Here is an 11,308-nt window from a genome sequence, read left to right on the forward strand (position 1 = left end):
CAATTGCCACGAAGACAATCGCCAGAATGGCCGAGGTGTAAAACACCGCCGGGATCATTTTCAGGCCCAGTCTTTCCTCCAGCCCCTTCAACATTGCTCGCCCCTCACAGGATAATCTGGTTTTCTTGGTGAATCGGAAAGCCTACAGCATAGGGCCTGAGGCGATTCTTTGCATCTGCCCCGATAATGCTAAGCTGGAATGACGAAGGCTCAACAGTTGAAGGAGAGCGCGAATGATTCTTCGGGAATGGCGTGGTGTCACCCCCACCAGCAAACGCGACGAATACCTGGCCTATATGGAGAAGACCGGGATCAAGGCCCACACCGGACTCAAGGGCAATCACGGGGTGATGGTGATGACCCGGGACCTGCCCAACAACCGCAGCGAGATCGTCATCCTCACCGTCTGGGACAGCCGCGAAGCGATCGAGGCCTTCACCGGTGGCAAGGTCGACCGCGCCCGCTACTACCAGAAGGAACAGGACTTCCTGGTGGAAATGCCCACCGATGTGACCCATTACGACATCCGCCATACCGACGGCCTGCCAGGGGGCTGAGCCAGCACCCGACACGAGCCATTGCTTGGCTCATGCACCCAGCACCTGCCCTTCCCGACTGTCACGCTCAAGACTGCGGTATTGGATGGCCTCGCCCACGTGGGTGGCGGTGATGGCGTCGCTGTCCTCAAGGTCGGCCAGGGTGCGGGCCAGGCGCAGGATGCGGTGGTAGGCGCGACCGGAGAGGGCGAAGCGATCCATGGCGTTTTCCAGCAGACGCCCGCCGGCTTCGTCCGGGCGGCAGTGGGCCGCGATGCCCTTGCTGTCCAGGGCGGCGTTGGTCACACCCTGGCGATGATGCTGGCGCTCGCGGGCGGCCATCACCCGTTGGCGTACGGCGAGACTGGATTCGCCCGGAGGCGCGTCCGGGCGCAGCAGTTTCCGGTCGGGGCGGGGTACGCTCACCTGCAGGTCGATGCGGTCGAGCAGGGGCCCGGATATCTTGTTGCGGTAGCGGATCACCTGCTCCTCGGTGCAGCGGCAGGCCATTTTCGGATCGCCGAGATAGCCGCAGGGGCAGGGATTCATGGCCGCCACCAGCTGGAAACGGGCCGGGAAAGTGGCGCGGCGGGCGGCCCGGGAGATGTGGATCTCACCGCTTTCAATGGGCTCGCGCAGCACTTCCAGCACCTTGCGGTCGAACTCCGGCAATTCGTCCAGGAATAGCACCCCATGGTGGGCCAAACTGATCTCACCGGGCCGGGGCGTGGAGCCGCCACCCACCAGGGCCACCCCCGAACAGGTGTGGTGCGGGCAGCGAAAAGGGCGTTGCTTCCAGCGCGCCGGGTCCAGGCCTTCCCCGCTGACCGAGGCCACTGCCGCCGAGGACAGGGCTTCGGCGTCACTCATGGGCGGCAGGATGCCCGGCAGGCGCGAGGCCAGCATGCTCTTGCCGGTGCCGGGCGGGCCGATGAAGAGCAGGGAATGGCCGCCGGCGGCGGCCACTTCCAGGGCGCGGCGGGCCTGGTGCTGGCCGCGGACGTCGGCAAGGTCAGGCAGCCCGGTGCGGGTGACCGTCGAGGCGCGCCGTGCTCGGGGCAGCTCGCTGTCGCGTATCAGGGCATTGCTCACCGTCAGCAGGCTGTCAGCGACACGACTGTCGCTGGCCGCGGCCAGGGCCGCTTCGGGGCCGTTGTCCTCGGGCACGATCAACTGCTGGCCGGCCTCGCCGGCGGCACAGGCGGCGGGCAGGATGCCGCCCACGGGGCGGAGCTCGCCGGACAGGGACAGCTCGCCGAGAAAGCAGCGCTTTTCGATGGCGGCCTCGGGAATCTCGCCCGCCGCGGCGAGGATGCCAAGGGCGATGGCGAGATCAAAGCGGGCCCCTTCCTTGGGCAGATCGGCCGGGGCCAGATTGACAATCACGCGCCGACGCGGGAATTCGAACTCGGCATTGGCAATCGCCGCCCGCACCCGGTCCCGGCTTTCGCGCACCGCGGCCTCCGGCAGCCCCACGATGGACAGGGACGGCAGTCCCCGCGCGATATGTACCTCCACCCGCACTGCCGGCGCCTCGACCCCCACCGAGGCACGGCTGTGTACCGTCGCCAGTCGCATCCTGTCCCCCTTTGTTGTTCTGCGATTCGCGGGGACTCAGCTTGCCAATTCAGCCGCGGCGCTGCCGCCGGAAGTTCTTGGCTTGGTCTGTAAGGTTTTTCTGATCCGGGCCTCGAATGAATGGGTCAGCGCTTCCTCACTCCTCGATTCGCGGGGCCGGAATCTCCTGGCCGGCCTGATGGAGGGTGAGGCTATCGGCGGGGCCGTGTTCGGGCAGATCGAAGACCAGCTCCAGACCGAATTGCTGATTGCGCAGGCGGCTGGGGGTGGTGGCTTCCAAGGGCACCGGCCCCTGACCGGTGGCCTGGGCGTGAAGCCCACCGTCATGAATGAACACACGCAAAGTGAAGCCGGGTTGAATCTGGTAGAGGCCGGTCAGCCGTTCCATCTGCGCCTCGTCCAGTTCAATGGCCTCGGGCTCAAGGATGTCGTCGCTGACCTTTTCCGCCCGCTCATAGTCGGGCGCACCCTGTTGATGGAATCGCAGGGCGACGACCTGGCCGTCTCCATCCCGCTCGACATCGAAATAGCTCAGGCTGGTGGCGAAGACGAAACGATCCGGGCTGACCGCTTCCACCGGGAAGGCGCGGCCGCCCTGGCGTTGACTGATAAGACGGCCCTCCTCGTCCACACGCAGGGTGCGAATCACGCCTTCCTCAATCTCATAGGTGCCCACCAGCTCGTCGAGCCGGTCCGGGTCCACCTGGATTCGTTCCTTCTCTACCGGGTAGGGCTCACCCAGGGCGATGGCGGCCAGTCGCCGAGCCATGATCGCGGGTGCGGGTTCATGGCCGGCATGGTTGCTCAACACCACCACCGACAGTGCCGATTCGGGCAGATACATGGCGTAGGTATTGAAGCCGTGAATCCCACCACCGTGATGGATCAGGTCCTGGTCCCGCCATTCCCCCAGGATCAGGCCGTAGCCGTAGTCATCACCGTTGACCACGCCGGTGGCGATTTCGTCGGCGCGGATCATGGCCTGGTAATGCTCGTCGGAAAGCAGCTCGCCCCCGTGCAGGCGCCGCTGCCAGCGATCGACATCCATGGCCGAGCCATAAAGGGCACCGGCGGCATGGGGCTGGCTCATGCTGATCCAGGGGGCGTTGCTTACCGTCTCACCGGCCTGATAGCCGGGGACCCGGCCCGGCACGATCTCCTCATGACTGAAGTAACCGGTCTCATTGATGCCGGCCGGGCTCAGCAGGGCCTCGCGAATGTACTCATGCCACGGCTTGCCGCTGATCTCCTCGATGATGGCACCGAGGAGGACGTAACCGGAATTGTTGTAGAGCCAGTCTTCGCCGGGCTCGAAGTCCGGCTCACGATCGGCGAAGACCTGGATCAGATCGTGGGTACCCAGGTCCCGACGGATACGCTCATCCATCATGTAACCGGGGATGCTGGTATAGCTGGCAATCCCGGAGCTGTGATTGAGGAGCTGGTGGACGGTGACCTCGCCCTGGGGATAGTCCGGAAGGAAGCGCTCCAGCGGGTCATCCAGGGCCAGCTTGCCCTCATCGGCAAGCTTGAGGATGGCGGCCGCGGTGTATTGCTTGCTAACCGAGGCAAGGCGCAGTCGATGCTCGGCTTCCAGCGGCAACCCCAATTCCATATGGGCCAGGCCGGCGGCACCCTGAAAGAGGATTTCCCCCTCGCGGGATACCACGGCCGTCGCCCCCGGCTGGTCCGGGGCATAGGCCTGTTCCATGGCTGCCTGATAGGGCGAGGGCTGATGACCATTGGCGCAGGCCGTTAGCAACAGCAGGAGTGACAGGCAGAGCCCCGGATAAATGACCCTTCTCATCGTTCCCCCTCCCGATCGGTACGCGCTTAGATTCGCTCAACACCGCCGATGCGATCTTCATCGGCGATTTCCAGTTCGACGCGGGCATCCACCCGCACCCGGCCGTCCACGCGACTGTCTGCATCGATCCTGAGTAACGGGGCGTCGCCGTCATAGTCCTCGGGCAATTCGATCACGATGTCGCCATGGATATGGCTGGCTTGCACATGGATGCTGCCGGCATCCCCGTATTGGCGACTGCCGCCAAACCAGAGGAAGCCACCGCGGCGCCCGCCCATGTCTTCGTGGAGATGGATCACCACCTTGCCATGAACTTCGGAGCCGGCGAGGACGTGGATATCACCCCGGGCGCTCACCACATCACTGCCGGCCCGGGCGCCCGCCAGACGGATGCTGCCGTTGCGGGTGCCGAGCTCGCCGTCCACCTGGCTGCCCTCGGCCAGATGAATGCTGCCGTTACGGCTCTGCACTCGACCACCCACATGGGCCGACTCGCGGAGCTGGATCGTACCGTTGCGGGTCTCGGCATTGCGCTCAATCCGCGCACCCTCGTAGAGGGCAATGCCGCCGTTACGGGATTGGGCGTTACGGGCCTTGAAACCGCTCCCAAGAGTAATGGCGCCGTTGCGGGTGGACACGTCCCGAGCCTCGCCATCGGCACCCAGGCCGATGCTGCCGTTACGGGCATCCACGTCCCGGAAGCTGCCGCCTTCTCCGGCGACGATGCTGCCATTGCGGTTGCGCACATCGCGGGCAGTCACCCGCTTGCCCATGTTGATGGCCCCGTTGCGACTTTCCACGTTGCCATCAACGCTGGCGTCGTCGCCGATACGGATGGGGCTGTTGCGTGTCTCCAGATTGCCGGCGTGTTCGCTGCCGTCCGCCAGCTCGACCGGCTCGCTGGCCAGGGCCGACACCGACATTGCCAGGCCCAGACACAGGCCCGCTGCCAAGCAATGAATTTTACTGCGCTGCATGATCCCGACCTCCCAAGTGTCAAACGAGTATATTTACCGTTTTAGTACAGCAAATCACCTAAGTCAAGCATTGCCGCGGCGGAGGGCTTGGGAACGCAGCTTCCTTTGCCAACAGCTTGATCACTGCGCCCTAGTCCTGCATCTCGTGAACCCGCTCGGCCACATAGGCCCGCAGGGTTTCATCGGACTCGATTTCCTCGGCCAGGGCGTTGAATGCGTCCACCCCGAAGCCATGACGTTCAAGCTCTTCCACCAGCTCGGCGTCCATGCGCTCGACCAGTCGGGCCCGCGCCCGCTCATCCACTGCCTCGTCCAGTTTGGGCAGCCAATCCAGGCGAATGACATCGAGGGCCACCTGGGCGCGGGCAAACCGGGCGGCACTGCCATCCACCATGGCATCGGGCAACTGCTCTTCCGGGCTGAACAGGCGATTGATCAGCGCCTCGCTGCGCTCGAGATCACGAAGCCGGCTGAAGGCCCGCTCAAGTTGATTGAGGCTGACCGGTCGTTCCGAGACCCAGATGCCGCCATCCTCCAAGGTCGCCAGGGCATTCGCCTGGGCGATGTCCAGCTCCCCTTCCCCCAGGGAGTTACTCGCCCGCCAGGCCGCATTGGTGCCGCACATGAGATGGGGCAGTCGGGTACCGGCGACCGGCTGGTGCCGACAGACCACCCGGTGTCGGTCTTCCTCTCGATTGCTGCGCGAGGTCTGCAGGGCAACGTAAATGGCGCGAAGCGCAACCTCCTGCGTGACGGAAGGTGGCATCCCCAATGCCTCCACCGCATCCAGCTGCAGAGGCACTTCCTCTCCGTTGCCGCGGTCTTCGTCCGCGATGGATTCAGCGCTGATCACCAGGGTCAGCAGCAGGCCCATGCCAAGACGGCATAAAATGCCCATACCCCCCCTTGCTTGATCTGATCAGTCAATATTTCAGCTTCACTCCCGTGGCGCGCTCTGCTCCTTTTCCAGACGCTCCAGCCGTTCGCTGAGGGTCTCCAATTGGGCCCGGGCACGGGCCAGCACCTCGGATTGCGCATCGAATTCCTCGCGGGTCACGAGGTCGAGGCGAGACAGGGCGCCCTGGAGCACCTCGCGGAAATTCTTCTCCGCATCATCGCGCAGATGGCGCAGGCCCTCGGGCAGGCTGTTGGCCAGCTGGCGGGCAATGTCGTCGAGCTTGCGGGGATCGAACACCATGAGCTGGCACTCCCTGTGGCGGTTTTCGGCATCCCAGTATAGGGGCTGAACGGTCCCAGCCACCAGCCCAATGGGCCGGCCCGCAGGGGCCATCGGCTTGCGCATTGGGGCATTCCTTCGCAGAATGGATTGAGCCAGGCTTGCCGGCGACCTGTGAGACCCAAGCGAGGAGTCAATTGGCATGAAAATGGTGGTAGCCATCGTCAAGCCCTTCAAGCTGGATGATGTTCGGGAGGCCCTGTCCGAAGTAGGGGTCCAGGGCATCACCGTCAGCGAGGTGAAGGGCTTTGGACGGCAGAAGGGCCATACCGAGCTCTATCGGGGCGCGGAGTACGTGGTCGATTTCCTGCCCAAGATGAAGATCGAGGTCGCGGTACCCGACGAAATGGCCGATGGCGTGGTTGAAGCGATCACCAACGCGGCCCGCACGGGCAAGATCGGTGACGGCAAGATATTCATTTACGAGCTGGCCCAGGCCATTCGTATCCGAACCGGGGAAACCGACGGCGAGGCGCTCTAGCGTCCAGCCGGACTATCCCAGGGGTGAGAACACCATGAAACATCGTATTCTGCTATTGCTCATGACCCTGCTGCTGACCGCCCTCATTGCCGGCAGCCTGAGCGCGCAACAGGTCTACCGCTGGGTGGACGAGGACGGCAATGTGCATTTCTCGGACACGCCGCCGGATGACGAGGACGAGGCCGAACGGGTCCAGATTCGCTCGGGGCCCAGCACGCTTGACGAGGATGCCGATGAGGGCGACAACGATGCCGCCGATCGGTCGGGGCCACGGCTGAGCGAGGCCGAATGCGAGGGCATGCGGGAGCGCCTGGCAGAGTACCGGGACGCGGATGTCCTCTACCAGGTGGACGCCGACGGCGAGGAGATCGAGCTCGAGCCTGAAGTCGCCGAGGCGGAGATGAACCGCATCGAGGAGCAGATCGAGCGCTATTGTGACTGAGGGCCTGCCCCCTTCAGAGCGGCTTCTGGCCGGTGGCCCTGAGAAAGAAGGGTGGCATGGCCAGGGCGCCCTGGTGGACCTCGACACTGTAATAGCGGGTCTGGAACGGCCGCGCGGCGGCATCCGCCTCACGAAATCCCTCAAAACCCTCCCCCTTTGAAGCCATGGTGGCGGACCACCAGCCGCTGGGATAGGTGGGCAGGGGAAACTGCAGGCTGTGACAGGCGGTAAACCCACTGTCGATCATGGCCTGACGCATGGACTGAATCAGGTCCATATGCAGCAGCGGTGACTCGCTCTGCTGTACCAGCAGGCCACCCTCATCCAGCACGCGGCAACACTGGGCGTAAAAGGCGCGATTGAACAGCCCCTCCCCAGGCCCCACGGGGTCGGTGCTGTCGACGATGATCACGTCGGCGCTGGCATCCGCGGCGTTGCCCATCCAGGCCACACCGTCGTCGAACAGCAGGCGGGCACGGGGATCATCATTGGCCTCGCAGAGCTCGGGAAAATACTGCTCGGAGAGGCGGGTCACCCGCTCATCGATATCCACCTGAACCACTTCCTCGACCCCCGGGTGGCGCAGCACTTCCCGCAAGGTGCCGCAATCACCCCCGCCGATAATCACCACGCGGCGGGGATTGGGGTGGGTAAAGAGCACGGGGTGACTCATCATTTCGTGATAGACGAAGTTGTCGCGCTCGGTAAGCATGACAAAACCATCAATCACCATCAGATGGCCAAAGGCCTCGGTATCGTAGATCTCGATGCGCTGGTAGTCGCTCTGCTCCTCATGGAGCTTGCCGCGAATGCGAAGTTGCAGCCCCATGCCGGCCTCGTCGGCCCGCTCGGTGAACCACTGGCTGTCATCCCGTTTCACTTCCACAGTCATGTCCTTTGCTCCAGGCATCGGGGATTGGCGATTGATCATCAGCGACCGGGCCCATTGTACGAAAAAGCCCCGCCGAAGGGCACTTCGGCGGGGCCATGCACAGACATCCAAACGGCGTGGCTTAGGGCGCCGGATAGACGTAGTTGGCCTGCAGACCCAGCGGTAGACCAATCAGGTCCCCGATCAGCCAGTAGCCAATCAGGAAGGCGGTCCAGACCACCATGAAGACCACCGAGTAGGGCAGCATCAGTGACACCAGGGTGCCGATGCCGGTGCCCTTCACATAGCGCTGACAGTAGACCACCACCAGCGGGAAGTAGGGCAGCAGCGGAGTGATGATGTTGGACACCGAATCACCCACACGATAGGCCGCCTGGGTCAGATCGGGGCTGAAGCCGACCTGCATCAGCATGGGCACGAAGATGGGGGCCAACAGCGCCCACTTGGCCGAAGCCGAACCCATGAAGATGTTGAGGAAGGCCACCAGCACCACGATGCCGGCCAGAGTCACGGGCCCGGGCAGGGACAGGGCCTGGAGGAAGTTACCCCCCTCAACGGCCAGCAGCACACCCAGGCCGGAACGCCCGAACTCCTCAATGAACAAGGCGCAGAAGAAGGCCATGACAATGTAGTAGGCCATCCCCTCCATGGTCTTGCTCATGGCATTGATCACATCCTTGCTGGTCTTGAATGTGCCGGCGACAAAACCGTAGATCACCCCCGGCAGCAGGAAGAACAGGAAGATCAGGGGCACGATCGACTGCATGAGGGGCGCATCGAAGGCGGCCATTTCCCCATCCGGGTTACGCATGGGGGAATCGGAGGGCCACACCGACCAGATCAGCAGGATCAGACCGCCCAGCATCGCCCAGGAGGCGATGGAGAAGGCGCGACGGTCCTTGCGATCGATTTCCTCGATCACCGGCATGTCATCCTCGTCGCCATCGATCTTGGTATTGGCCAGACGGGGCTCAATGACCCGATCGGTCAACCACCAACCCACGGCGACAATCACCAGGCAGGAGGCGGTGGTGAAAAACCAGTTGTTGAGGGGGTTGAGCTGAATCTCCGGATCCACGATCTGGGCCGCGGATTCGGTGAAGCCCATCAGCAGCGGATCAATGGCCGAGGGCACGAAGTTGGCGGAAAAGCCCCCGGAGACACCGGCGAAGGCCGCGGCGATCCCCGCCAGGGGATGACGGCCGGCGGCATAGAAGATCACACCGCCCAGGGGAATCACCACCACGTAACCCGCATCCACGGCGGTATGACTGATGATCGCCACCAGGATCAGCATGGGGGTGAGCAACAGCTTGGGCGTGGTGTTGAGCAGCATCTTGATGGCGGTATTGATGTACCCGCTGCGCTCGGCCACGCCCACACCCAGCATGGCCACCAGCACCACGCCCAGGGGGGCGAAGCTGGTAAAGGTGGTCACCATGCTGGACAGGAAATGGGCCAGTTCCGGCCCGGCCAGGAGGTTGGTCACCCTCACCGGGTCGTCGGTGCCCGGAATCTTGGTGGTGAATTCGAAGAAGGAGAAGATCAGGGAGAGAATCCAGACAATCGCGAGCAGGGATGCAAACAGCATCGCCGGATCCGGGAGCTTGTTGCCCGCACGCTCGACCTTGTCGAGAATGCGGTCCATCAGCCCGCCATTGTTGGTCCCTGTTACCTGTTGATCACTCATGGAACACCTGTTGCAGTAAAAGCGTGTCTCGGGAACACTCAAGGGCCTCAAAGCGGCCAAGCATAGCAGCCCGCGAAGGAAAGCGGGAACCTGAGGCCTCCGGGGCAGTCGCAATCTGAATGGTCAGCCGGTCCGTACCCGGTCAATTTCCGTCAACCAAGGGGAGTCCTTCGTGCTCTGCCGACCCAAATCCCTCCTCTGCGGTTTTTCCCTCTGCCTGCTGATGCTGAGCGCCTGTGCGGACAACGGCGACAGCAATGGCAATGACGACGACAACCGTCCCGCCGAGCGACAGACGCCCATTGCCGCGGTGGAAGTGACGCCACGGGACTTGTCCCGCCAGATCAGCCTGTCGGCGGCGGTGGAGCCCTACACCCGCATCCGCCTGGCCAGCCGGGCCAGCGGTCTGGTGCAGACCGTTTTTGTCGAGGAAGGGGACCGGGTGGAAGCCGGTGCCCTGCTGGCGCAACTGGATATGTCCGAGGAAGAGGCCGAGCTGGAACGGGCCAGTGCGCGGCGCGAGGAGGCGGAGCTGGAATACGAGCGGACCGCCAGCCTGCTGGAGCGGGGCGATGTCACCGAAGTGGAATACCAGCGAGCCCGAACCGAGCTGCGGGCGGCGCGGAGCGAGGTGCTGCTGTGGGAGACCCGGCTGGAGTTCGGCCGCATCCTGGCCCCGCGCGATGCGGTGATTTCCGATCGCCTGATCGAGCCCGGCGAGGCGGTGAGCGCCCAGGATGCCCTTTTCGAGCTGGTGGACATGACTCGTCTGGTGCTTCGCCCGGGCGTTTCCGAACTGGACGTGGTCCACCTTTCCCAAGGTCAGGCGGTGCCCGTCAGCCTGGATGCCATGCCGGACAATCCCTTTGAAGGCGAGATCCGACGGATCTTCCCCACCGCCGAGAGCGGCAGTCGCCTGATCCGGGTGGAGGTGTCCCTGCCTGAAGAGGCGGCCGATGCCGGCGTCCGGCCGGGATTCCTGGCCCGGATTCGACTGGCGGTGGATCGTCGCCCCGATGCCCTGGCGGTGCCGGCCAGCGCCATCGGCGAGGAGGACGATAAACGTTATGTCTATGTGGTCCGCGACGACCGCCTCCACCATCGGACGGTGGAAACCGGGGTCACCCGGGGCAACTGGACCGAGATCCAGTCTGGCCTGGAGGAAGGCGACATTGTCCTGGCCACCAATCCCATCGAGATGAGCGATGGTCAGGCGGTGAACATCGTCGGCTGGCGGGGGTGATTGGCGGCTTGGTCCCGGCGGAGAGGGGGCGATGCCCCGTTCAGGGACGCTATGGATACATCCCTGTACGCTCTGGGTTCGGCATCCTGCCTCACACAGCCCTGAAAGGGGCACCGCCCCCTCTCCGCCTACCGTGGGTGCCGCCAATCGGGTTTTGTGACTGGAATGAGATGTGGCCATGAGCGAGCAGAAGCTTGAAAAACGCAGTGGCGGGCGGCGCGGGATCACCAATGCCGCGATCCGTCGGCCGGTCGGGACCCTGGCCATTGCCTCGGTGGTGTTCGTGCTGGGCTCCTTCTTTCTGGATCGTCTGCCCATCGACCTCCTGCCCACGATCGAGAACCCGCTGATCCGGGTCACGGTGAACTATCCCGGGGTGGCCCCGGAAGTCATGGAACAGCAGGTGACCCGGGTGGTGGAACGCA

General features: G+C 64.0%; 12 protein-coding genes. 5 read left to right on the top strand and 7 right to left on the bottom strand.

Annotation, left to right across the window (positions count from 1 at the left end; translation table 11 throughout):
* Positions 1 to 233 precede the first annotated feature (233 nt).
* Positions 234 to 557: a hypothetical protein gene (locus ACJWXQ_RS00045; protein ID WP_346050554.1), complete on the top strand. Its 324-nt coding sequence runs from the start codon at positions 234 to 236 to the stop codon at positions 555 to 557.
* A 30-nt stretch (positions 558 to 587) separates the two neighbouring features.
* Here the strand turns inward: ACJWXQ_RS00045 and ACJWXQ_RS00050 are convergent, their stop codons facing one another.
* The 5 genes from ACJWXQ_RS00050 to ACJWXQ_RS00070 form a co-directional block, all read right to left on the bottom strand.
* Positions 588 to 2,114, bottom strand: coding sequence for a YifB family Mg chelatase-like AAA ATPase (locus ACJWXQ_RS00050; RefSeq protein WP_346050555.1), 1,527 nt, complete (start codon positions 2,112 to 2,114; stop codon positions 588 to 590).
* 136 nt (positions 2,115 to 2,250) lie between these two features.
* Positions 2,251 to 3,921 carry a serine hydrolase gene (locus ACJWXQ_RS00055; protein ID WP_406671890.1) on the bottom strand — a complete coding sequence of 557 codons (1,671 nt, stop codon included), beginning with the start codon at positions 3,919 to 3,921 and terminating at the stop codon, positions 2,251 to 2,253.
* 26 nt (positions 3,922 to 3,947) lie between these two features.
* The gene (locus ACJWXQ_RS00060; RefSeq protein WP_346050557.1) at positions 3,948 to 4,898 is read right to left on the bottom strand and encodes a hypothetical protein; all 951 of its coding nucleotides are present in this window, start codon (positions 4,896 to 4,898) and stop codon (positions 3,948 to 3,950) included.
* Between the two features lie 130 nt (positions 4,899 to 5,028).
* Complete coding sequence (locus ACJWXQ_RS00065; protein ID WP_346050558.1) at positions 5,029 to 5,796, bottom strand: DUF4168 domain-containing protein; 768 nt, start codon at positions 5,794 to 5,796, stop codon at positions 5,029 to 5,031.
* A 39-nt stretch (positions 5,797 to 5,835) separates the two neighbouring features.
* Positions 5,836 to 6,093, bottom strand: a complete 258-nt coding sequence (locus ACJWXQ_RS00070; RefSeq protein ID WP_406671893.1) for an accessory factor UbiK family protein — start codon at positions 6,091 to 6,093, stop codon at positions 5,836 to 5,838.
* A 184-nt stretch (positions 6,094 to 6,277) separates the two neighbouring features.
* Here ACJWXQ_RS00070 and ACJWXQ_RS00075 point away from each other — a divergent pair, with 184 nt between their 5' ends.
* Together ACJWXQ_RS00075 and ACJWXQ_RS00080 are read left to right on the top strand one after the other, a co-directional pair.
* A complete protein-coding gene (locus ACJWXQ_RS00075) occupies positions 6,278 to 6,616 on the top strand; it encodes a P-II family nitrogen regulator (protein WP_346050560.1) in 339 nt (112 codons plus the stop codon).
* Between the two features lie 34 nt (positions 6,617 to 6,650).
* Complete coding sequence (locus tag ACJWXQ_RS00080; protein ID WP_406671891.1) at positions 6,651 to 7,058, top strand: DUF4124 domain-containing protein; 408 nt, start codon at positions 6,651 to 6,653, stop codon at positions 7,056 to 7,058.
* Between the two features lie 13 nt (positions 7,059 to 7,071).
* On the opposite strand, the gene speE is transcribed toward ACJWXQ_RS00080, so the two are convergent.
* Positions 7,072 to 7,950 (bottom strand): polyamine aminopropyltransferase, encoded by an 879-nt coding sequence (gene speE / locus ACJWXQ_RS00085; protein WP_346050562.1) that lies wholly within the window; start codon positions 7,948 to 7,950, stop codon positions 7,072 to 7,074.
* A 121-nt stretch (positions 7,951 to 8,071) separates the two neighbouring features.
* Complete coding sequence (locus tag ACJWXQ_RS00090) at positions 8,072 to 9,640, bottom strand: AbgT family transporter (protein WP_346050563.1); 1,569 nt, start codon at positions 9,638 to 9,640, stop codon at positions 8,072 to 8,074.
* A gap of 223 nt (positions 9,641 to 9,863) precedes the next feature.
* On the opposite strand from ACJWXQ_RS00090, the gene ACJWXQ_RS00095 reads away from it, so the two are divergent.
* Positions 9,864 to 10,883, top strand: coding sequence for an efflux RND transporter periplasmic adaptor subunit (locus ACJWXQ_RS00095; protein WP_346050670.1), 1,020 nt, complete (start codon positions 9,864 to 9,866; stop codon positions 10,881 to 10,883).
* 178 nt (positions 10,884 to 11,061) lie between these two features.
* Positions 11,062 to 11,308, top strand: a 247-nt coding sequence (locus tag ACJWXQ_RS00100; RefSeq protein WP_406671892.1) for an efflux RND transporter permease subunit, incomplete at its 3' end; no start/stop codon positions are given.

This window comes from Natronospira sp. (assembly GCF_007134575.1).
GTDB lineage: Bacteria > Pseudomonadota > Gammaproteobacteria > Natronospirales > Natronospiraceae > Natronospira > Natronospira elongata.

Bases quoted from the DNA above. Each gene is read 5' to 3' on its own strand.
- ACJWXQ_RS00045 (WP_346050554.1), top strand. From the start codon at position 234: ATGATTCTTCGGGAATGGCGTGGTGTCACCCCCACCAGCAAACGCGAC.
- ACJWXQ_RS00060 (WP_346050557.1), bottom strand. From the start codon at position 4,898: ATGCAGCGCAGTAAAATTCATTGCTTGGCAGCGGGCCTGTGTCTGGGC.
- ACJWXQ_RS00050 (WP_346050555.1), bottom strand. From the start codon at position 2,114: ATGCGACTGGCGACGGTACACAGCCGTGCCTCGGTGGGGGTCGAGGCG.
- ACJWXQ_RS00065 (WP_346050558.1), bottom strand. From the start codon at position 5,796: ATGGGCATTTTATGCCGTCTTGGCATGGGCCTGCTGCTGACCCTGGTG.
- ACJWXQ_RS00090 (WP_346050563.1), bottom strand. From the start codon at position 9,640: ATGAGTGATCAACAGGTAACAGGGACCAACAATGGCGGGCTGATGGAC.
- ACJWXQ_RS00080 (WP_406671891.1), top strand. From the start codon at position 6,651: ATGAAACATCGTATTCTGCTATTGCTCATGACCCTGCTGCTGACCGCC.
- speE (WP_346050562.1), bottom strand. From the start codon at position 7,950: ATGACTGTGGAAGTGAAACGGGATGACAGCCAGTGGTTCACCGAGCGG.
- ACJWXQ_RS00075 (WP_346050560.1), top strand. From the start codon at position 6,278: ATGAAAATGGTGGTAGCCATCGTCAAGCCCTTCAAGCTGGATGATGTT.
- ACJWXQ_RS00055 (WP_406671890.1), bottom strand. From the start codon at position 3,921: ATGAGAAGGGTCATTTATCCGGGGCTCTGCCTGTCACTCCTGCTGTTG.
- ACJWXQ_RS00095 (WP_346050670.1), top strand. From the start codon at position 9,864: ATGCTGAGCGCCTGTGCGGACAACGGCGACAGCAATGGCAATGACGAC.